Source organism: Actinomycetospora sp. CA-053990 (assembly GCF_050948445.1).
Lineage (GTDB): Bacteria > Actinomycetota > Actinomycetes > Mycobacteriales > Pseudonocardiaceae > Actinomycetospora > Actinomycetospora callitridis.
Map to the genome: position 1 here is coordinate 4,690,829 of NZ_CP192043.1, position 22,248 is coordinate 4,713,076.

At 73.3% G+C, this 22,248-nt stretch carries 20 protein-coding genes and 1 pseudogene; 8 read left to right on the forward strand and 13 right to left on the reverse strand.

The window, feature by feature from the left end; all coding sequences use genetic code 11:
- Window positions 1-83: 83 nt before the first annotated feature.
- Window positions 84-329: a hypothetical protein gene (locus tag ACQPYN_RS24040; protein ID WP_433028609.1), complete on the forward strand. Its 246-nt coding sequence runs from the start codon at window positions 84-86 to the stop codon at window positions 327-329.
- Here the strand turns inward: ACQPYN_RS24040 and ACQPYN_RS24045 are convergent.
- Complete coding sequence (locus tag ACQPYN_RS24045; RefSeq protein WP_433028611.1) at window positions 295-1,161, reverse strand: helix-turn-helix transcriptional regulator; 867 nt, start codon at window positions 1,159-1,161, stop codon at window positions 295-297. The genes ACQPYN_RS24040 and ACQPYN_RS24045 overlap by 35 nt on opposite strands.
- A 153-nt stretch (window positions 1,162-1,314) precedes the next feature.
- Here ACQPYN_RS24045 and ppk2 point away from each other — a divergent pair, with 153 nt between their 5' ends.
- Entirely contained in the window at window positions 1,315-2,136 is an 822-nt protein-coding gene (gene ppk2, locus ACQPYN_RS24050) for a polyphosphate kinase 2 (protein ID WP_433028613.1), read from the forward strand.
- A 40-nt stretch (window positions 2,137-2,176) separates the two neighbouring features.
- The gene (locus ACQPYN_RS24055; protein ID WP_433028615.1) at window positions 2,177-2,494 is read left to right on the forward strand and encodes a hypothetical protein; all 318 of its coding nucleotides are present in this window, start codon (window positions 2,177-2,179) and stop codon (window positions 2,492-2,494) included.
- A 401-nt stretch (window positions 2,495-2,895) separates the two neighbouring features.
- Here the strand turns inward: ACQPYN_RS24055 and ACQPYN_RS24060 are convergent, their stop codons facing one another.
- Window positions 2,896-4,359 (reverse strand): Nramp family divalent metal transporter, encoded by a 1,464-nt coding sequence (locus ACQPYN_RS24060; RefSeq protein WP_433028617.1) that lies wholly within the window; start codon window positions 4,357-4,359, stop codon window positions 2,896-2,898.
- A 94-nt stretch (window positions 4,360-4,453) separates the two neighbouring features.
- Between ACQPYN_RS24060 and ACQPYN_RS24065 the strand changes: the two genes are divergently transcribed.
- Window positions 4,454-5,161, forward strand: a complete 708-nt coding sequence (locus ACQPYN_RS24065) for a GntR family transcriptional regulator (RefSeq protein WP_433028619.1) — start codon at window positions 4,454-4,456, stop codon at window positions 5,159-5,161.
- Window positions 5,162-5,187: 26 nt separating this feature from the next.
- Here the strand turns inward: ACQPYN_RS24065 and ACQPYN_RS24070 are convergent, their stop codons facing one another.
- From ACQPYN_RS24070 to ACQPYN_RS24095, 6 genes and pseudogenes are all read right to left on the reverse strand, one after another.
- Window positions 5,188-5,961: a dihydrodipicolinate synthase family protein gene (locus tag ACQPYN_RS24070; protein ID WP_433028621.1), complete on the reverse strand. Its 774-nt coding sequence runs from the start codon at window positions 5,959-5,961 to the stop codon at window positions 5,188-5,190.
- Window positions 5,962-5,989: 28 nt separating this feature from the next.
- Window positions 5,990-7,696 carry an IlvD/Edd family dehydratase gene (locus ACQPYN_RS24075; RefSeq protein ID WP_433028623.1) on the reverse strand — a complete coding sequence of 569 codons (1,707 nt, stop codon included), beginning with the start codon at window positions 7,694-7,696 and terminating at the stop codon, window positions 5,990-5,992.
- Window positions 7,693-8,397, reverse strand: a complete 705-nt coding sequence (locus ACQPYN_RS24080) for a FadR/GntR family transcriptional regulator (RefSeq protein ID WP_433028625.1) — start codon at window positions 8,395-8,397, stop codon at window positions 7,693-7,695. The genes ACQPYN_RS24075 and ACQPYN_RS24080 overlap by 4 nt, the downstream gene beginning before the upstream one ends.
- Window positions 8,384-9,697, reverse strand: coding sequence for an enolase C-terminal domain-like protein (locus ACQPYN_RS24085; RefSeq protein WP_433028627.1), 1,314 nt, complete (start codon window positions 9,695-9,697; stop codon window positions 8,384-8,386). The genes ACQPYN_RS24080 and ACQPYN_RS24085 overlap by 14 nt, the downstream gene beginning before the upstream one ends.
- A 92-nt stretch (window positions 9,698-9,789) precedes the next feature.
- Window positions 9,790-11,151 carry an L-fucose:H+ symporter permease gene (gene fucP / locus ACQPYN_RS24090; protein WP_433028629.1) on the reverse strand — a complete coding sequence of 454 codons (1,362 nt, stop codon included), beginning with the start codon at window positions 11,149-11,151 and terminating at the stop codon, window positions 9,790-9,792.
- A 104-nt stretch (window positions 11,152-11,255) separates the two neighbouring features.
- Window positions 11,256-12,810: pseudogene (locus ACQPYN_RS24095) on the reverse strand (acetolactate synthase large subunit).
- A 238-nt stretch (window positions 12,811-13,048) separates the two neighbouring features.
- Here ACQPYN_RS24095 and ACQPYN_RS24100 point away from each other — a divergent pair.
- A complete protein-coding gene (locus ACQPYN_RS24100) occupies window positions 13,049-14,692 on the forward strand; it encodes a flavin-containing monooxygenase (protein ID WP_433028631.1) in 1,644 nt (547 codons plus the stop codon).
- 4 nt (window positions 14,693-14,696) lie between these two features.
- Here the strand turns inward: ACQPYN_RS24100 and ACQPYN_RS24105 are convergent, their stop codons facing one another.
- Window positions 14,697-15,497 carry an SDR family NAD(P)-dependent oxidoreductase gene (locus ACQPYN_RS24105; RefSeq protein ID WP_433028633.1) on the reverse strand — a complete coding sequence of 267 codons (801 nt, stop codon included), beginning with the start codon at window positions 15,495-15,497 and terminating at the stop codon, window positions 14,697-14,699.
- 105 nt (window positions 15,498-15,602) lie between these two features.
- On the opposite strand from ACQPYN_RS24105, the gene ACQPYN_RS24110 reads away from it, so the two are divergent.
- Both ACQPYN_RS24110 and ACQPYN_RS24115 read left to right on the forward strand, forming a co-directional pair.
- On the forward strand, window positions 15,603-16,973 hold the full coding sequence (locus ACQPYN_RS24110) for a DUF222 domain-containing protein (protein ID WP_433028634.1): 1,371 nt from the start codon (window positions 15,603-15,605) through the stop codon (window positions 16,971-16,973).
- Window positions 16,974-17,007: 34 nt separating this feature from the next.
- Window positions 17,008-18,924, forward strand: coding sequence for a S9 family peptidase (locus ACQPYN_RS24115; RefSeq protein ID WP_433028635.1), 1,917 nt, complete (start codon window positions 17,008-17,010; stop codon window positions 18,922-18,924).
- A gap of 9 nt (window positions 18,925-18,933) precedes the next feature.
- Here the strand turns inward: ACQPYN_RS24115 and ACQPYN_RS24120 are convergent, their stop codons facing one another.
- The 4 genes from ACQPYN_RS24120 to map all read right to left on the reverse strand — a co-directional run bounded on the left by ACQPYN_RS24120 (window position 18,934) and on the right by map (window position 21,894).
- Window positions 18,934-20,142: an RNA polymerase sigma factor gene (locus tag ACQPYN_RS24120; RefSeq protein WP_433039017.1), complete on the reverse strand. Its 1,209-nt coding sequence runs from the start codon at window positions 20,140-20,142 to the stop codon at window positions 18,934-18,936.
- Between the two features lie 33 nt (window positions 20,143-20,175).
- The gene (locus ACQPYN_RS24125; protein ID WP_433028637.1) at window positions 20,176-20,511 is read right to left on the reverse strand and encodes a YciI family protein; all 336 of its coding nucleotides are present in this window, start codon (window positions 20,509-20,511) and stop codon (window positions 20,176-20,178) included.
- Window positions 20,512-20,552: 41 nt separating this feature from the next.
- Window positions 20,553-20,981, reverse strand: coding sequence for a DUF6069 family protein (locus ACQPYN_RS24130; RefSeq protein ID WP_433028639.1), 429 nt, complete (start codon window positions 20,979-20,981; stop codon window positions 20,553-20,555).
- A gap of 121 nt (window positions 20,982-21,102) precedes the next feature.
- Entirely contained in the window at window positions 21,103-21,894 is a 792-nt protein-coding gene (gene map, locus ACQPYN_RS24135) for a type I methionyl aminopeptidase (RefSeq protein WP_433028641.1), read from the reverse strand.
- Between the two features lie 48 nt (window positions 21,895-21,942).
- Between map and ACQPYN_RS24140 the strand changes: the two genes are divergently transcribed.
- Window positions 21,943-22,212 carry a helix-turn-helix domain-containing protein gene (locus tag ACQPYN_RS24140; RefSeq protein ID WP_433028643.1) on the forward strand — a complete coding sequence of 90 codons (270 nt, stop codon included), beginning with the start codon at window positions 21,943-21,945 and terminating at the stop codon, window positions 22,210-22,212.
- Window positions 22,213-22,248 lie beyond the last annotated feature (36 nt).

Here is a 22,248-nt window from a genome sequence, read left to right on the forward strand (position 1 = left end):
GTGGACCTCGTCCCGTCGTGCATGTCGGCTCCCTCGATCGCGTGACCCACACAGCCTTTCCGTGCGCGCGGGACCCCGCACGGGTGCGCTCCCGGCTCGACCGACGGGAGGGGGCGTGGGACCTCGGGCGGTGGGAGATGCCCGTGGCCGTCGCCGCGCTGCTGTGGGTCGTGGTCGCCCTGGTCGTCGCCATCGCGACCTCACCGTCCCCGGGCCCGCTGCTGATCGTCGCCGGGCTGATCCTGGTGGGTGGGGTGTCCTTCGCCTACCTGCTGGTGTTCCGGCGACACGTGCTCACGACTCCTCGGGCTGGAGCTGACCCGGAGTGACGCTCTGGGGCCCGAGGACGGACAGCAGCTGCAGCTTCTCGTAGCTCGCGCTGCCCGGGACCGCGGTGTAGACGAACAGCAGGTGGGACTGCTCGGGGTCGAGGAGCGTCTGGCAGTTGAGCTCCAGCTCGCCGACCTCGGGGTGCACGAAGCGCTTGACGTCGTGGGGCCGCAGGCCGATCTCGTGGGCCTCCCACAGCGTCCGGAACTCCTCGCTCTCCCCCAGGAGGAGAGCGGCCAGGTACGCGGCCCGCGACGCGGGTCCGCGCAGGGTGACCAGCCCCCGCAGGCCCGAGGCGTACATCCGCGAGAGGAACGCGTGCTCCCCGGGCGCGTAGAGCGCCCGGGACGCGGTGTCGGTGAACCACCGGTAGCCGCGGCTGCGCGCAGGCCCCGTGTAGGCGGTCGCGTCGCCGACGAGCGCCACCCCCAGCGGGCTCTGGCGCAGCGTCTCGCCCAGCTCGGTGACGATCTCGGCCGGGGTGTCGGCGAGGCGGTCGAGGATGCGCAGCAGGCCCGGGCTGATGTGCTCGCTGGCCGCGCCCCGCACCGGGGGGTGGTGCCCGGCGAGCCGGAAGAGGTGGTCGCGCTCCTCGAGCGAGAGGTGCAGTCCCTGCGCGATCGAGGCGATCATCTGCTCCGAGGGCTGCGGACCGCGCTCCCGCTCGAGGCGTGAGTAGTAGTCGGTCGACATGTGGCACAGCGCAGCGACCTCCTCGCGCCGCAGCCCGCTCGTCCGGCGGCGCGCGCCCCGCGGCACGCCGACGTCCTCGGGCTGCAGCGCCTCGCGGCGTCGCCGCAGGAACGCCGCCAGCCCGGCCCGGTCGATCATCGACTACCGCCCTCTCCTCGCTGCTCCCCCGTTCCTACCGGCGCGCCGCCGCAGGCAGCCACGGTTCGTCGATCCCCCTCTGACGACGACCCCGTGCCCCCGGGTCCCTGGGAGATGCTGTCCCCGGTACCCGGCGAACGAGAGGTCACGGCGATGACGACGCCCGCGGCGAAGCCGAAGCGCATCCCCAAGAAGCTCTACGAGGCCGAGCTGCTGCGGCTGCAGGGCGAGCTGGTGCAGATGCAGGAATGGGTCCGCACGAGCGGCGCCCGGCTCGTCGTGGTCTTCGAGGGACGCGACGCGGCCGGGAAGGGCGGCGTCATCCAGCGGGTCGTCGAGAACCTCAACCCCCGCGTCGTGCGCACCGTCGCCCTCCCCGCGCCGACCGCGCGCGAGCGCACGCAGTGGTACTTCCAGCGCTACGTCGCGCACCTGCCGGCGGCCGGGGAGATCGTCCTGCTCGACCGCTCCTGGTACAACCGCGCCGGCGTCGAGCACGTCATGGGCTTCTGCACCCCGCAGGAGTACGACCGCTTCCTGCGCCAGTGCCCCGTCTTCGAGGACATGCTGATCGAGGACGGCATCCTGCTGCGCAAGTACTGGTTCTCGGTGAGCCCCGACGAGCAGGAGCGCCGTTTCCGCGCGCGCCTGGAGAACCCGCTCAAGCGCTGGAAGCTCTCCCCCATGGACCTGGAGTCGATCAGCCGCTGGGACGAGTACTCGAAGGCCAGGGACGCCATGCTCGCGGCCACCGACACCGACACCGCGCCCTGGACGGTGGTGGAGTCCGAGGACAAGCGGCGCGCCCGCCTGAACACGATCGCCCACCTGCTCGACACGGTGCCGTGGACGCCGACCGACCTGTCACCGCTGTCGATCCCGGCGCGCCCGGCGGGCGAGGGCTACGTGCGCCCGCCCCGCGAGCTCGCCCGTGCCGTCCCCGACCACGCGGCGATGCTGCTCGACGAATCCTGATCCACAATGGGGTCTCACCGAACGCGAGGTGTGGCCCCGGATGTCCGATCTGAACGACCCCCGACCGCCGGAGCCCGCGCGCCCGCTCTCCGACGAGGAGGAGGCGGTGCTCGCGCGGCTCGAGGCCGACCTCGCTCAGGACCCTGGGCCCGAGCCCGAGCCCGCGCCGCCCGAGGTGGCGACGCGGCCGGGCCCCCGGCCCCGCACCCTGCTGGTGCAGGTCGTCGTGGTCGTCGCCCTGGCCGTGGTCCTAGCGCCCAGCGCCGCGGTCGGCGCCGTGATCGCGGTGGTCGTGCTCGCCGGTCCGATCGCGGCCTCGCTGTGGGCCCTGCGGGGCACGGCCGGATCCCCGTCCTGATCCTGCGGAACGACGGCGCCGGGCAGCGTTGCCGCGTAGCGGCGCACCCGACGGGCGCGGGACACCGCGAACAGCGCCGCCGCGCCGCCCAGCACGGCCAGCGGCGGCTCGACCAGCAACAGGCCGGCCGCGAGCAGCGCCCGCCGAACCCGAGGACCTGCCATCGGCGCTGCGCCGCGAGGCACCGCGCCCGCTCGTGCGCGATCTCGCGGGGGTCCGCGTCGACGACGCCCGGCGCCGGCTCCCCTCCGCCTGGGGGTCCCGGAGGGCGAGCCAGGCGTTGGCCGCGCCCGCGAGCGCGAAGACGGCCGCCCACACCGGCGCCCCCTGGGCCGCCCGGACACCGGCCAGGGCCAGGAACCCGACCCCGAGCACGACATGGCGCCACGACACCGTGGTCCTCATGCGATCGCCCCCACCAGCTCGAGGATCGCGACCACGCCGCAGACGGTGAGGAACGCCGAACCGAGCACGACCAGCGTGCGCAGCGTCCGTCCCATCCGGTAGGGCTCCGGCAGGTTGACCTTGTCGATGTACACCAGCCCGGCGCCGTAGATGCCGCAGGCGAAGACGCCGCCGAGGATCGACGCCGGCGTGACCAGGTCGGTGAAGCTCAGGTCCGAGAGGATCGCGACGAGGGCGATGGCGCCGGTCCATCCGTAGACGACGGGCCGGATTCCGCGCTGCCCGCGTGCCCGCACCTTCTCCGAGACCGCCGCGAGGCTCTCGTACGCGGTCCAGGAGTAGGCCTCCCAGAGCGCGTAGATCGTGCCGAAGAGGACCATGACGATCGCGACGATGTAGAAGTACTCGAAGACCGGCGCCACCACGCCGAAGAACTGCGACTGGTAGGTCAGGACGTCGTTCTCCTCGGGCACCTGCTGCTGCGCACCCAGGATCGTCGCCCCGTTCATCATGAACGCCACGGCGATGACGCCCAGGGCCAGGAACGCCGCGAGCATGTCGAAGAACGGGGCGCGGCTCCAGGCGCGCGCGGTCGCGACGTCCTCGGGATCGGTCGACAGCGGGATCGGTGCGCGGTCGTCCTCCGCCGCGAGGTCCTGCTCGATCCGGGCGGCGTCGCGGTGGCCGAGCATCCCCCACTTCTTCTCACGCAACATGCCGGTGTAGCCGATGTAGTCGTACATCCCGCCGCCGAGCCCGCCCATGAACACCGCGAGCTCGACCCACACCGACGTCTCCGCGACCTCGGGGTACCGCTCCGCCACGAAGGGCGCGTAGTCGGGGAACACCGGCAGCAGCCCGCGCAGGGCCGCGAGCCAGTCCGGGTTCGAGACGAACACCGCGATCAGGACCAGCAGCACCATGATCCCGGCGATCGCCACCTGCACCTTCTCGAGCACGGCGTAGCCGCCGACGAAGGACAGCACCGCGGCGACGAGCAGCACGCCGACGGCCCAGAGGGTGGCGTTGCCGAGGCCGAGGGCCTCCAGGTAGTCCCCGAGCGCCGTCGCCACCCCGCTGGCCCAGCCCGGGAAGGAGGCGAAGCAGATCACCACCAGCACGATCGGGAACCAGCCGCGCGGGCCCGGCATCACCCGCGCGAAGCGCCGCATCGGGTGCTCCCCGGTGAGGGTGATGTAGCGGTTCGAGGCGTACACGAGGGCGCCCTTGGCGACGCAGCCGACCACGACGGCCCAGAGGACGGCGTAGCCGAAGACGGCGCCCTCGCGGGAGGCGAGGATGGATTCGCCGCTGCCGATGGTGAGCGACGCGATGATCGCCCCGGGTCCGAAGTACCGCAGAGCGGTCGCCACCCCCACCCGTCGCTTGCGCAGGGCCGCCGGCGCCTCGGGCAGACGGAGCACCGGGTCGGTGGCCCGGCTCGTCTCGGATGTCGACATGTCGATCACTCAGATCGTGTAGGAAATTTCCTGTAGGGTGCGTGTGAGGCGGCTCACCCGTCAAGGGGTGGGGCCGGAGCGACGGGGGTCGGACATGAGCAGCGCAGCGCCGGGAGCGACGGTCGGCCCGCTACCCCGCCGTCAGATGCTGGCCGACGACGTCCACGAGGCGATCAAGGCGCTGATCATGGATCACGCCCTCGAACCGGGCGCGCGGGTCTCGATCGACGGCCTCGCGCGCCAGCTCGGGGTGTCGCCCACGCCGGTCCGCGAGGCGCTGGCGCGCCTGGAGTCGGCCGAGCTCGTGGTCAAGGAACCGCTGCGCGGCTACCGCACCTCGCCGCTGCTCTCCCGCGAGCAGCTCGACGACCTCTACGAGTTCCGGCTGCTCATCGAGCCGTGGGCGGCGGCGCGCGCGGCCGAGCACGCCGACGCCGAGGGCCGGGAGCGGCTCGACGCCGAGATGCGGTCCTGCGCGACGCCCGCGAGCGACACCTACGACTCCTACAAGGCGCTCGCCGCGCACGACACCCGCTTCCACGTCCTGGTGGCCGAGTTGGCCGGCAGCGCACAGGTCCGGCGGGCGTTCGAGCGCACCCACTGCCACCTGCACATCTTCCGGCTGCACTACGACCGCGGGCTGGGCGAGCGGACGCTCTCCGAGCACCGCCGGATCACGCGCGCGATCCTCGACCGCGACCCCGTGGCGGCGGAGGCGGCGATGCGCGGCCACCTCGAGGCGGCCTGCTACGAGCGCCTGCGCCCGGTGTCCGAGGAGGCCGGCGGCCCGACGCAGGGCTGACGGCAGGGCTGATCTCATCCCGTCTCTCATCCCATACGGAGCACCTCCGAGGTCCCGAACCGCTCCGCGACGAGCTGCTTGACGCCGCGCGGGAAGTCGCGCTCGCAGGCCAGGTGGGTCGGGGTGAACTTCCGCATCGCGTCGGCGTCACCGGCGAACGCGGCGGCGCACAGCTCGGGGGCGACGTTGGCCAGGGCGAGGATGCCGCCCGCGCAGCCGAGCGCGCCGGCCATGTGGATCAGCGCCGGGTTCCCGGTCCAGACGGGCCCGGCGTAGGAGTCGATCGTGGCCAGCAGGCGGGTCGGGTCACCCGACGAGTCCTTGCAGCCCGCGACCGGCAGCCCGGGCAGCATCTCCACCGGGATGCCGGGCGGGGAGACCGCCGGGAAGTGGTAGGCCAGCACCGGGGTGGCGCCCGCGGCGTCGGCGAGTTCGCGGTAGTAGCCGGACGGGTCGGCGAGCCCGCGCGGGGTGCGGGCGATCACCGCGTCCACGCCGGTGTCGGGGGCCCGCGCGGTCAGCGCCACGGCCTGGTGGGTCGAGGCGGCCCCGGTGCCGCCCACCACCACGGCCCCGTCGGACGCCGACCCGACCGCGGCGCGCACCGCGGAGAACAGCCGCAGCCGCTCGTCGTCGTCCAGCGCGTCGGCCTCGCCGGTCGTGCCGGCCACGACGATCGCGTCGGCGCCCAGCTCGACCAGCTGCGCGGCGAGCCCGGCGGTGGCGTCGGCGTCGAGCGCCCGGTGGTCGTCGAACAGCGTCACCAGGGCGACGCCCACGCCGGTGAAGACGGGGTCCATGTCGTTCCTCCTCAGCGGAGAGTGGGGATCAGTGCGATTCGCGCGGGACCTCGGCCCCGCCGGCCCCGACCAGGAAGTCGAGGTCGGCGCCGTGGTCGGCCTGCAGCACGTGCTCGGTGTAGAGGCGGGTCCAGCCGCGGGACTCCGCCGGCGCGGGCGCGCGCCACCGCTCCCGGCGGCGGGCCAGCTCGTCGTCCTCGACGTGCAGGGTCAGCGAGCGCCCGGGCACGTCGAGCTCGATCTCGTCCCCGGTCTCGACCAGGGCGAGCGGTCCCCCGACGGCCGCCTCGGGCGCGACGTGCAGCACGACCGTGCCGTACGCCGTGCCCGACATCCGGCCGTCGCAGACCCGCACCATGTCCCGCACCCCGCGTTCGAGCAGCTTGCGGGGCAGCCCGACGTTGGCGACCTCGGGCATGCCCGGGTACCCGCGCGGGCCGCAGTAGCGCAGGACCAGCACCGTCGACTCGTCGATGTCGAGCTCGTCGCTGACCGCCCGGTACTCCTCGGGCGACTCGAAGACCAGGGCGCGGCCCCGGTGCTGCTGCAGCGACGGCGACGCCGCCGACTGCTTGATCACGGCACCGTCGGGGGCGAGGTTGCCCCGCAGCACGGCCGTCCCGCTGCCCGCGGGCGCCATCGGCCGGTCGAACGGGTGGATGACCTCGCGGTTCCAGCACGCCGCGTCCGCGATCGCGTCCGCGACGGTGCCCCCGGCCACGGTGGGCCGACCGAGGTGCAGCAGCCCGGCGATCTCCTGCATCACCGCCGGCAGCCCGCCCGCGTAGCAGAGGTCCTCCATGAGGAACCGCCCCGAGGGCTCGAGGTCGACGAGCGTCGGCACGTCGCGGCCCAGCGCGTCGACGTCGTCGAGCGAGAACGGGACGCCCAGCCGGCCCGCGATCGCCGCCAGGTGGATCACGGCGTTGGTCGAGCCGCCGATGGCCGCGTTGACCTTGACGGCGTCCTCGAACGCCTCCCGGACCATGATCGACGACGGGCGGACGTCGGCCTCCACCAGCTCGACGATGCGCTGACCCGCCCGTTGCGCGGTCTGGTCGCGGCGGGCGTCGACGGCGGGCCAGGTCGCCGAGTACGGGAGCTGCATCCCCAGCGCCTCGGCCAGGCACGCCATCGTCGACGCGGTGCCCATCGTCATGCAGTGCCCGGGCGAGCGGGCCATCGCGCCCTCGGCCACCGCGCACTCGGCGGGCGTGATGGTCCCGGCGGCGAGCTCCTCCTCGAAGCGCCACACCTGCGTGCCCGAGCCGAGCTGACGGCCCTGGTACCGGCCGCTGAGCATGGGCCCGCCGGTGACCATGATCGCCGGCAGGTCGACGCTGGACGCGGCCATGAGCAGCCCGGGCGTCGTCTTGTCGCAGCCCGAGAGCAGGACCAGCCCGTCGAGGGGGTTGGCCCGCATCAGCTCCTCGGCCTCCATCGCCAGCAGGTTGCGGTAGAGCATCGCCGTGGGGCGCAGCAGCGTCTCGCCGAGCCCGGTGCACGGGAACTCGCGGGGGAACCCGCCGGACTGCCACACGCCGCGCTTGACCGCCTCGGCGACGCGGTGCAGGTGGGCGTTGCACGGGACGAGCTCGGACCACGTCGTGGCGATCCCGATGACCGGGCGCCCGTCGAAGACCTCGTCGGTGACGCCCTGGTTGCGCATCCAGGAGCGGTGGATCATCCCGGACCGGCCCTCGGCACCGAACCACGCCGCGCTGCGACCGCTCATGGCCGACCTCCCGCACTCGTCAGATGGGCCCGGACCCACTCCTCGACCTCGACGACGTGGGTGGAGGCCGCGGTCCAGGCGGCGAGCGAGTCCCGCTCGCGCAGGGCCCGCAGGATCGCCACGTGCTGGTCGTGGGTCCAGCTCAGGACGTCGTGCTCGACGATCGCCCGCCAGATCCGGACGCGCGCCGTGCGCCCCGCGACGGCGGCGGTCAGCGAGGCGAGCGTCGCGTTGCCGGCCGCCGCGGCGATCGCGGCGTGGAACTCCAGGTCCTCGGCGACCAGGCGCTCCGGCTCGGTGAGCCCGCGCATCCGTGCGAGCCGTTCCTGGAGATCCTGGAGGGCCGCCTCGTCGATGCGGGTCGCGGCCAGGGCGGTGGCGCCGGGCTCGAGCACGCGGCGGCACTCGAAGAGCTCGGCGACCCCTTGCTCGCCCACCAGCTCGAGGAACGAGCCGGTGGCCCGCACCAGCCGGTCGGGACGCAGGTCGGTGACGAAGGTGCCGTCGCCGCGGCGCACCTCGAGCACCCCGGCCCCGGCGAGCGCGCGCACCGCCTCGCGCAGCGACAGGCGCGACACGTCGAGGTCGGCGGCCAGGTCGGTCTCCGGCGGCAGGCGCTCCCCCGCCGAGAACTCCCCGTTCTCGACGCGGGCGACCAGCGCACCGATCACCCGGTCGACGACGCTGTCAGCTCGCGTCACGGGCCCGGTCCGTCCACGCCGAGCCGTGCGGGAACGCGTACGCGGCCCGGGAGGCCGCGAGGATCTCCGCGCTGTAGCCCGGCCGGGTCGGCGGCAGGTAGGACGTGCCGCGCATCCGGACCGGGTCGGCGAAGTGCTCGTGTAGGTGGTCGACATACTCGATCATCCGATCCCGACGGGTGCCGCTGACGGCGACGTAGTCGAACATCGACAGGTGCTGCACCAGCTCGCACAGCCCGACGCCGCCGGCGTGGGGGCAGACGGGGACGTCGTGGGCGGCGGCGAGCAGCAGGACCGCGACGGCCTCGTCGACGCCGCCGGGCCGCGCGGCGTCGAGCTGGCAGACCCCCATGGCCCCGGCGGCCAGGAACTGCTTGAACATCACGGCGTTGTGCGCGTGCTCGCCGGTGGCCACGCGGACGGGGGCGATGGCGCGCGCGATCGCGGCGTGCGCGAGGACGTCGTCGGGGCTGGTCGGCTCCTCGAACCACCAGATGTCGTACGGCTTCAGGGCGTCCGTCCAGCGCACCGCGTCCGCGGCCCCGAGCGTCTGGTTGGCGTCGATCATCAGGCGACGCCCGGGACCGATCGCCTCCCGGGCGAGCGCGCAGCGGCGGACGTCGTCGGCGAGGTCGCCGCCGACCTTCAGCTTGATCGCGTCCCAGCCCGCGGCGACGGCCTCCCGGCACAGGCGCACGAGCTTGTCGTCGTCGTAGCCCAACCAGCCGGCGCTCGTCGTGTAGGCCGGGTAGCCGTCCTCGTGCAGGCGGGCCTCGCGCTCCGCGCGCCCGGGGAGCTGCTCCTCGAGCATCGCGAGCGCGGCCTCGGGGGTGAGCGTGTCGCGCAGGTAGCGCCAGTCGACGAGGTCGACCAGCTGCTGCGGGCTCATGTCCGCGAGGACCTTCCACACCGGCTTCCCGACGGCCTTGCCGATGAGGTCCCAGGCGGCGTTGACCACCGCGGCGAGCCCGAGCTGGATCGTCCCCTTGGTCGGGCCCAGCCAGCGCAGCTGGCTGTCGGCCTGCAGGTGCCGGGAGAAGCCGCCCGGGTCGGCCACCAGCTCGGCGATCGACCAGCCCCGCGCCCGCCGGCCGATCGCCTCCGCCGCCGCGAGCGCGAGCTCGTTGCCGCGCCCGATCGTGAACGTGAAGCCGTGGCCCTCCAGGCCGGCGTCGGTGTGCAGGACGACGTAGGCGGCCGAGTAGTCCGGCGCCTCGTTCATGGCGTCCGACCCGTCGAGCGCGCGTGACGTCGGGAAGCGGAGATCGACGGTCTCCACGTCGACGATGACCCCGTGCATGGCCCGCTCCTCAGACCTCTCGACCACTCCGAGCGCAGCGATCGCCGGAGATGCGCGAGCTCCTCACGGTGCCAGGCACAGACATCAGATGTCTAGCGCGGACGGTCGCCCTCTCCCGAGGTCGCCATCTCCGGGCTCGACGGCTCGTCAGTGACGTGGTGGCGCAGGTTGCTGCGGAAGTACAGCAGGATCCCGAGGAAGCACAGCGCCGAGACGACGAAGGACATCTGGAGCGATCCGAGCACGTCGGACACCGCGCCCTGCACCACCGGGATCACCGCTCCGCCGACGATGGCCATCACCAGGATCGCGCCGGCGGTCTCCTGGTAGCGCTTGTCCTCGATGGTGTCCAACGTCTGCCCGAAGATCGTCGGCCAGCACGGTCCCATCACGAGGTTGGAGGCGATGACGAACCAGATGGCGGACGAGGCCGGACCGAACGCGGCCAGCGTCAGCAGCACCGCGCCGATGGCGCAGTAGACCACCAGCACGCGGGCCGCCGAGTACCGCGCGATGAGCCCGTTCGCCACGAACTTGCCGACCAGGAAACAGGTGAAGCCGGCGATCATGTAGTTGGTCGCCCCGCGCTCGTTCATGCCGGGATAGAGCTCCAGCGCCACCCGGATCGTGAACGACCACACCGCCGTCTGCAGGCCGACGTAGAGGAACTGCGCGACGATCCCCTTGCGGTACTGCGCGGTGCGCACGAGCACCCGCAACGTCTCGGCCAGCCCGGCCTGCTGCCGCGCCGGCTCGTCCGCCGGCTTGCCCCGGGGGAACTCGGTGACCACGAAGAGCACCAGCAGGCAGACGAGCACGATCAGGATGTACTTGTAGGGCAGCAGGGTGTTCTGCAGCAGGGCCTCCCCGAGGGCCCGCTTCGCCTCCGGCGTCGGCGCCGCGTCGAGCTGCGCCTCGATCGAGTCCCCGGTACTGAAGATCAGGTACTTGCCGAGGATGACGCCCAGCAGGTTGCCGATCGGGGTGAAGGTCTGCGAGATGTTCAGCCGCAGCGTCGACGTCCGGCGCGGACCGAGCATCGACGAGTAGGTGTTCGCGCTGGTCTCGAGGAAGCTCAGGCCGATCGCGACGGCGAAGATGCTGAACAGGAACATCGCGTAGGTCGCGAGCGTGCTGGCCGGGAAGAACAGCGCGCAGCCGACGATGTAGACCGACAGGCCGATCAGGATGCCGACCTTGTACGACGTCCGGCGCACGATGCGCGACGCCGGGATCGCGATCAGGAAGTAGCCGCCGTAGAACGCCGACTGCACGAAGGCCGTCGCCGCGTCGGACAGCGTGAAGACGTGCTTGAACTGCGTGATCAGGATGTCGTTCAGCCCGGCTGCGGCGCCCCACATCGGGAACAGCAGCGACAGCAGGACGAACTGGAAGATCGGCGTCTTGTCGAGGTATCCGGAGGCCAGCTGCCGTGCCGGATTCTTGATCAGCATCAAATCACCCCGCGCGCCGCCGCACCCCCGACGGCTCGCAAGGTAACCCGGCGGTTCGAACGGCGGCAATCCTCCGGTGACCCCGTCGTGGCGTCCCGGCCCACCTACCCCAGCGCCGGGACGACCGCCTCGATCAGGTGCGGGCCGGGCTCGCCCCGGGCCCACCGCAGGGCTTCGAGCAGGTCCTCGGTGGTCTCCACCCGCCGCGCGGGCACGCCGTACCCGGTCGCCAGCGACACGAAGTCCGGCGTCGGGTCGGCCAGGGTCAGCATCCGCCCGGCGCGCCCCGAGTGGGCGGCCTCCCCCGCCCCGGTGCGGGCGAGCTCCACGCGCAGGATCGCGTAGGCCGAGTTGTTGATCAGCACGGTCGTGACGTCGAGCTGCTCGCGGGCCTGGGTCCACAGCGCCTGCAGCGTGTAGAGCGCGCTCCCGTCGGCCTGCACCGCGACGACCGGCCGGTCGGGGGCCGCCATCGCCGCCCCGAGCGCGGCGGGGGCCCTGCCCGATCGCCCCGCCGGTCAGCGCGAGCTGCGTGTGCGGGGCGGCCGTCTGCAGCGCCGGGGCGAGCACGGCGGCGGCGGTCAGCGACTCGTCGACCACGATCGCGTCCTCCGGCAGCGTCGCGGCGACCGCGGCGCACAGCGACCGCACGTCGAGCGGCCCGGGTGCGGGCTCCGGCGCGTCCCGCGGTGCCGGGTCGACCACGGCGTCCGGCGCCACCTCGGCCGCCAGCGCCTCCAGGGCCGCCGCCGCGTCGGACGCGGCGTCGGCCAGCCCGACCACCGTGCACCCCTCGGGCACGAGATCCCCCGGGGCCCCGGGGTAGCCGAAGAACGACACCGGCGACCGCGCCCCGGCCAGCACCAGCGACGACGCCCCGTCGAGCTGTTCGAGCGCCTGCTCGGCGAAGTAGGCCAGCTTGTCCGCCCGCGGGCGCCCGGCGCCGGTGTCCCAGCGCCGCGGGAACGTCTCCGTCAGCAGGCGCGCGCCGGTCGCGGCCGCGACCCGGCCCGCGGCGTCCATCGCCTCCGCGGTCAGCGCCGGGCCGCCGAGGAGGATCACCGCCCCGGGCTCGCGCACCGCCTTCGCGGCCGCCGCCACCCGCGAGGGAGCCGGCGGGAACGGTGCCGCCGCGGGCAGGGCGGGCGCGAGGGCGCCGCCCTCGGACCACGACACGTCCGCCGGCAGGACCAGGGTCGCGACCTGACCGCCGCGCTCCGAGGTCGCCGCCAGCGCGCGCATGGCGTCGTCGGCCACGTCCCGAACGTCGCCGCACACGTGCACCCAGCCCGACACCGTCCGCGCGAGCGCGGTGATGTCCGACTCCAGCGGCGCGTCGTGGCGCACGTGGCTGGTGGCGTGCGCGCCGACGACGCACAGCAGCGGGGTGCCGGCCCGGCGGGCGTTGTGCAGGTTCGCCATCCCGTTGCCCAGGCCCGGTCCCAGGTGCAGCAACACGGCGGCGGGCCGGCCGGCGAGGCGCGCGTAGGCGTCCGCGGCGCCGGTCGCGACGCCCTCGAACAGGGTGAGCACGCCGCGCATCTCGGGGACGGAGTCCAGCGCCTGCACGAAGTGCATCTCGGAGGTGCCGGGGTTCATGAAGCACACGTCCACGCCGGCCTCGACCAACGAGCCGACCAGCGCCTCGGCGCCCCTCATGCGTCGGGCCCGGGCAGCGGAGCGGGCGGGGAGCACCACGACGTCGTCATGGTGCCCACTCCACACGGTCCGGCCCCACCGGTGCCAGCCGGGATCGGCGCTCGGCCGTCCGGCGGTGGAGGAACGGAGCGTGTGCGTTCAGACTCGGAGGGTGAGGCGCACCACACCGGCCATCGGGGGCCGGCGCCGCGGAGCACCTGACCGCGGATCGGTGGACGCCGCGACGAGGAGGACGCCGATGTCCGAGACCGTGTCCACCGATCTCCGTGAGCTCGACGCCCTGGTGGTGGGAGCCGGGTTCTCCGGTCTGTACATGCTCCATCGCCTGCGGAACACCCTCGGCATGTCGGCGCTCGTGCTCGAGGCCGCCGACGACGTCGGGGGCACCTGGTACTGGAACCGCTACCCGGGCGCGCGGTGCGACTCGGAGAGCTACTTCTACAGCTTCTCCGACCGGCTCTCCGAGGACCTCCTCGAGGAGTGGACGTGGAGCGAGCGCTTCGCGGGCCAGCCGGAGATCCTGCGCTACCTGCAGACCGTCGCCGACCGCTTCGACCTGCGCCGCGACATCCGCTTCCGGACCACGGTCACGGCGGCGTCCTGGGACGACGACGCCGGGCGCTGGCTGGTCGACACCCGGGACGGCGAGCGCTTCGCGGCCCGCTTCCTCGTCACCGCGGTGGGTTGCCTGTCGACGACGAACCTGCCCGAGTTCCCGGGCCGTGACAGCTTCCGGGGCGACTCGTTCCACACCGGGCTGTGGCCGCACGAGGGCGTGGACTTCACCGGCAAGCGCGTCGCGGTCATCGGCACCGGGGCCACCGGCGTGCAGCTGATCCCCGAGGTCGCGCAGGAGGCCGCGCACGTCACCGTCTTCCAGCGCACGCCCAATTACGACATCGCCGGCGGCAACCACCCGGTGACCCCCGACTTCGACCGCAAGATCAAGGACGACTACCCGCAGATCTGGGCGCGGACCCGCGAGACGGCCTTCGGCTTCCCCTACGACGTCGCGGACCGCACGGCGCTGTCGGTGCCGGAGGAGGAGCGCCGGGAGATCTTCGAGGAGGCGTGGGCGAAGGGCGGCTTCCGTCTCGGCACCACGTTCAACGACCTGCTCCTCGACGAGGACGCCAACGAGACGGCCGCCGAGTTCCTCCGCAACAAGATCCGGGAGCGGGTGGACGACCCGGAGATCGCCGAGATGCTCGCGCCGAAGGACCACCCGTTCTTCACGAAGCGTCCGCCCCTCGAGAACGGCTACTACGAGACCTACAACCGGGACAACGTGACGCTGGTCGACGTCAACAAGTCGCCGATCGAGGCGATCACGCCCGCCGGGGTGCGCACGGCGGACGGCGAGTACGAGGTCGACAGCATCGTCTACGCCACCGGGTTCGACGCCATGACCGGCACGCTGTTCAAGCTCGGCATCAGGGGGCGGGACGGACTGACGCTCGCCGAGAAGTGGGCCGAGGGCCCGCGCAGCTACCTCGGGATCGCCACCCACGGCTTCCCGAACCTGTTCATGATCACCGGACCGCAGAGCCCGTCGGTGCTGAGCAACATGCCGGTCTCGATCGAGCAGCACGTCGACTGGGTCGCAGGCTGCCTCCGCCACCTCCGCGAGCAGGGTGTCGCCCGGATCGAGCCGACCCGCGAGGCCGAGGACGGCTGGGTCGCCCACCACGACGAGGTGACCGCGACGACGCTGCTGCCCCGGGCGAACTCCTGGTGGGTCGGGGCCAACATCCCCGGCAAGCACCGCAGCCTCTACCCGTACGTCGGCGGGGTGGGGACGTACCGCGGCATCTGCGACGACGTCGCCGCGAAGGGCTACGAGGGGTTCACGCTGAGCCGGGCCGACGTGGCGGCGGCCTGAGCGGCTACCGCTGCGGCCGGGCCATCGCCCCCTGGCGGGCGGCCTTCTCGGGCTCGGACATCGAGCGGTGGTCGACGACCTGCTGCTTCGTGGCCTCGTCGCCGCCGACGACGTGGTCGTCGCCGGCGAACAGGGCCTCGATGCCCTGGCGGGCGACCTCGGTCCGGTCGTTCTTCCAGCTGTTGTCGCCGAAGACGGTGTCCCCCATGCCGGCGTGGGCGTGGAACTCGGAGTCGGTGGCGCCGGGCAGCAGCGCGGTGACGGTGACGCCGTCCTCGCGCAGTTCCTCACGGATCGACTCGGCGAAGGAGAACCCGAAGGCCTTGGTGGGCCCGTAGACCGGCTCGTAGGGCGTGGGGGTGGTCGCCGACACCGAGGAGACGACCAGGATGCGCCGATCGCCCTGGTCGGGGCCCTGATCGAGCATCGCGCGGACCACGCGCTTGGCCATGTGGACCGTGCCCGCGCAGTTGATGGCGATCATGCGGAGCTCGTCGTCGAGGTCGGTGTCGGCGAAGGCGCCGCCGACACCGATCCCGACGTTGAGGCAGGCGACGTTGACCGGGCGCCCGAGGTCGGCGACGAACCGCCAGAACGCCTCGACACCGTCGAAGGTGGCGGCGTCGGCGCGGAACGGATACGCCTCGACGCCGAGATCCTCGAGCTCCTTCGCGGCGTCGTGCACGCGCTCGCTCTGCCCGGAGATCGCGACGTCGTGGCCACGCTCGGCGAGGCGGGCGGCCAGCTCGTAGCCGATCCCCGACGAGCCGCCGGTGACGAGGGCGAGGGGGCGGATGGCAGTCATGGCGCGGGGGTGCCCGACGGCATCCGTCGCGACCCCCGCGAGGAGGTCGTGCGGGTGTGGCCGTTCGGGCCCTCGTTGTCGGGGGTCGACTCTAGAATCGAACACATGAGCGAACGAGGTCCCGGGGTGGTGGAGCGCGAGGCGCTCGACCGCGCCCGGACGCGCCTGGTCGCTCTGCGCGCCGAGCAGTACCGGTTGCTCGAGGACATCGCCGAGCTCGAACGCCTCGGGGTCGCCCAGCAGACGGGGGACCGCGCGACACCACGCCTGCTGCAGGACCTCTCGACGCTGGATCTGCACGAGGCGAAGCGGCTGACCGAGGAGACCGCCGATCTCGCCCCGCGACGTTCCCTGCTGGGGGAGCCGTTGCCTCCGCGGCTGCCGGTCACGGCGACGGTCTACGCCTCCGGGGAGATCGGCCCGGGGCACGTCGTGATCATCCGCAGGACGATGGCGCACCTGGAACGCCTGGAGACGGTGTCGGTGGAGGACTGGTCCGCCGCGGAGCGCGTGCTCGCCGACGACGCGACCCGGTTGCCGCCGCGGCTGCTCCAGCGGGTGGCGGCCCGGTTGATCCTCCAGTTCGACCCGGACGGGGCGGTGCCGCCGGAGGGAGAGGACTGCCGCGACGAGCTGCACCTGGTGCGCCGACGCGACGGGCGCCTCGAGTTCAAGGGTCGGTTGCACGACCCGGTCGACGGGGAGGTGTTCCTCGGCGCGATCGACCCGCTCGCCGAACCGTTCGGCCCCGACGACACCCGCAGCCTCGCGCGGCGGCGCATCGACGCGCTCATGGACATCCTCGGCGACTCCGCCCGGCCCGGCGGCGTCAGCGCCGACACCGCTGCCGCCCACACCGACACCGACGCCGACCCTGAGGACGAGGACGACGACGCGGGCGCGCTGATCCCGCGGCCGCGCCGACCCGAACCGGCACCGGCGCGCACACAGCGCCCGGGTCGGGCACTGGTGACGATCACGATGGACCTGCGATGGCTCCAGCTCGCCACCGGCCACGGCGCCCTCGACACCGGAGCCCCGGTCGACCCGGCCACGGTGCGCCGGTGGGCCTGCGACGCCGAGGTCGTCCCGGTCGTGCTCGGCTCGAAGTCCGAGCCCCTCGACGTGGGCCGGTTGCAGCGCACCGTCACCGACGCCATCCGTCGTGCCCTCAACATCCGCGACGTGGGCTGCGCGTTCCCCGGCTGCGACCGGCCCCCACGACGCTGCCACGCCCACCACATCCGGTTCTGGGGACACGGCGGCGACACCAGCCTCGACAACCTCGTCCTCTTGTGCCGACACCACCACCAGGTGATCCACCACGGGCACTGGACCGTGCGGATCGCCGACGGCCTGCCCTGGTTCACCCCACCGAGCTGGATCGGACCCCGACCAGCGACCCCGACCCGGCGGCCGACCCCGCGTCCCTCTCTGACGGCCGAAGTCCAGACCCCGCGCTCCAGCGCGCCTTGACCATGCCGCGACGGCACGGTGTTCCGTGGACGCCATGACCGCCGCACCCGCCCGCGGGTCGATGCCCGACCTGATCGACGTCGAGGACTTCTTCGCCGATCCGCCTTTCGCCGACCTGTCGATCTCCCCGGACGGCACGCGGATCGCCTACCTGGCGCCGCACCGGGGACGCCGCAACGTGTGGGTGCGCGGCGTCGACCAGGGGCACGACCACGCCGTCCCGGTCACGCACGACACCCGCCGCGGGATCAGCACCTACTACTGGACCGACGACCCCCGCTGGCTGCTCTACCGGCAGGACACCGACGGCGACGAGGCGTGGCACCTGCACCGTGTCGACCTCGACCACCCGGACCAGCCGGCCGCCGACCTGACGCCGCTGGCGCCGGGCTCACGGGTGTTCGCCGTCGAGCCGGAGACCACGGTGCCCGGCACGGTGATCGTCTACATGAACCCCCGTCCGCTGTTCGTCGACGTCTTCCGCGTCGACGTGGCCACCGGCGTGACCACCCCGCTCGTGGAGCGGACCGATCCGGCGGAGACGTTCCTGCTCGACCGGGCCGGGCGCCCGAGCTGGCACGTCTCACAGGACGCCGCGGGCACCCACGAGATCGCGGCCGTGGACCCCGACACCGGCGAGCGGCGGATCGTCCACCGGGTCGGCGGCCCGGAGCACCCGATGGGCCTCTTCCTGATGCCCACCCCGGACGGCCGCGGGGCACTGCTCGGCGACTACCAGGACTCCGACGACCTGCGGCTGACCCGGATCGACCGCGACACCGGCGAGCAGACGGTGGTCGCCGCCGTCGACGGCCACAGCCTGGACAGCCTGAGCTCGGTCGCCGACACGCTGCCGCCCAGCGTGTTCGTCAGCCGGCGCACCGGGGAGGTCATCGCCGCCCGCTTCACCGGAGACCGGCCCCGCGTCGTTCCGGTCGACCCCCACTTCGCCGAGGTCCAGGCCGCGCTGGAGGAGCTCTCCGACGGGGTCCTGAACGCGGTGTCGTCCGACCTGGACGAGCAACGCTGGATCGCCACCTTCGGCCACGACCGCGAGCCGACGGGGTCGACCTGGTTCTACGACCACGCCACGGGCGAGAGCCGCCTGCTCTCGAGCGGCGCCCCGCACCCGGACCCGGCGGTCCTCGCACCGATGACCCCGGTCGCCTTCCCGGCCCGCGACGGCCTCCCGCTGCACGGGTTCCTCACCCTGCCCGTCGGGGTCGCCCCGGAGAGCCTGCCGCTGGTCCTGCTGGTGCACGGCGGGCCGTGGATGCACGACACCTGGGGCTACAACGCCACGGTGCAGTTCCTCGCGAACCGCGGCTACGCCGTGCTGCGCGTGAATTTCCGCGGCTCCACGGGCCACGGGCGCCGCCACCTCACCGCCGCGATCGGCGAGTTCGCCCGAGCGATGCACGACGACCTCATCGACGCCGTCGACTGGGCCGTGGCCGGCGGCCACGCCGACCCCGACCGCGTCGGCATCCTCGGCGGCTCCTACGGCGGGTACGCCGCGCTGGTCGGCGTCACGGTGACCCCGGACAGGTTCGCCGCCGCCGTCGACTACGTCGGCATCTCCGACCTGGCGAACTTCCTGGCCACGCTTCCCCCGTTCGTGCGCGCGAACATGACCAACAACTGGATCCGCTACGTCGGCGACCCCGACGACCCCGAACAGCTGGCCGAGATGCGCCGGCGTTCCCCGATCACGATGGTCGACCGCATCCGGACCCCGCTGCTCGTCGCCCAGGGCGCGAACGACGTCCGCGTCGTGCAGGCCGAGTCCGACAACCTGGTCGCGCCGTTGCGCGAGCGCGGAGTGCCGGTGGAGTACCTCCTCGCCGAGGACGAGGGGCACGGCTTCGAGAACCCCGAGAACCAGGTCCTGCTGCACCGCGCGATCGAACGGCACCTCGCCACGCACCTCGGCGGTCGGGCCGCCCCGTGACGGGGCCGATCAGCCACGCACCTCGGCGGCGAGGTCCGCCCGTCGCGTCTCGAGGAAGGCACGTTCCGTGTCGTTCGTGGCCAGGGTGATCGCCTCCGCGTAGGCGGCGACGGCCTCGTCGGTCCGACCCAGACGCGCGAGCAGGTCGGCGCGGGTGGCGGGCAGCAGGTGGTAGCCGGGGATGGCCAGCTCCTCGACCGCCGCGAGGGCGGCCGCGGGTCCGTGCACCTCGGCGACGGCGACGGCGCGGTTGAGCGCGACGATCGGGGTCGGGGTGAGCGCCATGAGCTGGTCGTAGAGGGCGAGGACCTGGGTCCAGTCGGTGGCCGGGCCGTCGGTGTGCACGGCGTTGATGGCGGCCTGGATCTGGTACGGACCGGGACGGTCACGGCGCAGGCAGCGCCGGACGAGCTCGTGCCCCTCGGCGATCAGCTCCTGGTTCCACAGGGTGCGGTCCTGCTCGGCGAGGGTCACGATCTCGCCGGAGGGCGCCGTGCGGGCCGGCCGGCGTGCCTCGGTGAGCAGCAGGAGCGCGAGCAGCCCGAGCACCTCCGGCTCGTCGGGCATCAGGTCGGCGAGCGCCCGGGCGAGGCGCACCGCCTCCCCGGAGAGATCGGTGCGCAGCAGCGGGCCGGTCGTCGCCGTGTAGCCCTCGTTGAAGATCAGGTAGAGCACCGTCAGCACCGGCGGCAGACGGTGGGGCAGCTCCGCCTCGGCCGGGACGCGGTACGGGATGCCGGCGTCGCGGATCTTCTTCTTGGCCCGCACGATCCGCTGGGAGATCGTCGCCTCGGGGGCGAGGTAGGCGCGGGCGATCTCGGGGACCTCGAGGCCGCCGAGCAGGCGCAGGGTGAGCGCGGTCTGCGCGAGCGGCGAGAGCGCCGGGTGGCAGCAGGTGAAGATCAGTCGCAGCTGGTCGTCGCGCACCGGTCCCACCTCCTCGGTCTCCTCGGGCTGGTGCAGCAGCAGGGCCTGCGCATGGCGGGCCTCGCGGGTGGATTCGCGGCGGATGCGGTCGAGAGCCCGGTTCCGGGCCGTGGTGACGATCCAGGCGCCCGGGTTGCGCGGCACCTCCTCCCCCGGCTGCGTCCACTTCTCCATCGCCACCGCGAACGCGTCCTGCACGGCCTCCTCGGCGAGCCCGATGTCGCCGAGGAGGCGTGTCAGGGTGGCGACGCAGCGGCCGTACTCGGCGCGGTAGACGCTGGTGAGGTCCATGCTGGTGACGTCCATGGAGACGGGGCGTCCCGGTCAGGCGAGGCCGTCGAAGGGACGGACCTCGATGGGCGCCTCGCAGGCGTCCGCGCACTTCTCGGCCCAGGCCAGCGCCGCGTCGAGATCCGGGACCTCGATGACCCAGAAGCCGGCGAGCTGCTCCTTCGTCTCCGCGAACGGCCCGTCGGTCATGGTGGTGGTGCCGTCCTGCACGCGGACGACGGTGGCGCTGTCGTAGGGCAGCAGGCCCCCGGCGAAGACCCAGATCCCCTGCGCCTTCATCTCGTCGTTCACGGCGCCGACCCGGGCGAAGTTGCGCTCCTGCTCCGCCTCGGTGGGCCGGGGTCCGCTCTGGTCGAGCTCGACGCTCATCAGGTAGTGCACGGTGCTCGCTCCCGTTCGTTGAGGTCGGGTCAGGCCAGCCGGCGCGCGACGGTGGGGATCACGATCGCGGCGGCCACGACGTGGGTGAGGATCAGCAGCATCTTCGTGGACACGGTGGCGTCGGCGAGGACGTCCGGCACGAAGGAGAGCACGGTCAGCGCGACGGTGGTGCGCACCCACGCCGCGCGCGGGTGGCGGGCGAAGCGCCGCAGCGCCGTGGCGATGACCAGCCCGAGGACGGAGAAGATCGCGGTCAGCACGGCGAACCCGCTGGTCGGGATCGGCGCGCCGGCGACGGCGGTGCTGATGCCGATCGCCTGGCCGCCGGCGGCCACGGCCGCGGTGGCGACGGAGGCGGCGACGGTGGCCGCGGCGCCGGCCAGGAGCATCGAGCCGACGCCCGGGGCGGCCGCGGTGGTGTCGTCGGTGTGGACGGTGGCGGTGGTGGTCGTGGACACGGGGACCTCCGGTGGGTGCGGGGAGCGGCTCGGTTGCCGCTCCCTCACCCAGGCGACGAACGGGGTCGACCCCTTTTCGACATGCCCCCGGAAATTCCTCCAGAGAATCTTCGCCGGCCCCTCAGGCGCCCTGCCCAGCGAGCTCGCCCTCGCGGCGGGTGAGGACCAGGGGGCCGTCCTCGGTGACGGCGATGGTGTGCTCGGAGTGGGTGGTGCGCGAGCCGTCGGCCGAGCGGATGGTCCAGCCGTCCGGGTCGTAGGTGATCTCGTCGGTGGTGCGGGCGAACCAGGGCTCGAGGGCCAGGGTGAGCCCCGGCCGCAGGCGCAGCCCCCGTCCGGCGCGTCCGGCGTTGGCGACGTGCGGGTCCTCGTGCATCGTGCGCCCGAGCCCGTGCCCGCCGAACTCGAGGTTGACCGGATAGCCGTGCCGGGCGGCGGTCGCGCCGATGGCGGCGGAGACGTCGCCGAGGCGGTGACCGTCCTGCGCGGCGTCGATCGCGGCCTCGAGGGCCTCCTCGCCGGCGCGGACCAGCTGCCGGTCCTCGTCCCGGGGGGTGCCGACGATGACGGTGCGGGCGGAGTCCGCGACCCAGCCGTCGACGGCGACCGCGAGGTCCATGCTCAGGACGTCGCCGTCGCGCAGCACGTAGTCGTGCGGCAGGCCGTGCAGGACGGCGTCGTTGACCGACAGGCAGATGACGTTGCGGAAGGGGCCGCGGCCGAAGGAGGGGGCGTAGTCCCAGTAGCACGACTCGGCGCCGCGCTCCCGGATGAGCTCACGGGCGTGGAGCTCGAGGTCGAGGAGGTTGACCCCGACCTCCGCGCGCTCCCCCACGGCGCTCAGGACGTGGGCGACGAAGCGCCCGGTGGTGTGCATTCGCTCGATCTCGGCAGCGGTCTTGAGCTCGATCATCGCCGCACCTCGGAGTGGGATAGTTATCCCGGTATTAGTATCACGGTCATGGTGCGCGTGCCCTTGACCCCGCAGGACCACGAGCGAGGCCGGCGACTCGGCGAGGTCCTGCGCGCGGCGCGCGGGCCGCGGAGCATGACGTCGGTGGCCACGGCGGCCGGGATGTCCCCGGAGACCCTCCGCAAGATCGAGACGGGCCGGGTGCCGACACCCGCGTTCTTCACCGTCGTCACGCTGTGCACCGAGCTCGGGGTGCCGCTCGACCAGCTCGCCGACCGGTGTGCCGGCGAGGACCCGGCGGAGCCGCGCAGCGCCTGACGGCGGACCTCCGGACGGCGGTGGACTTCCCGGCGG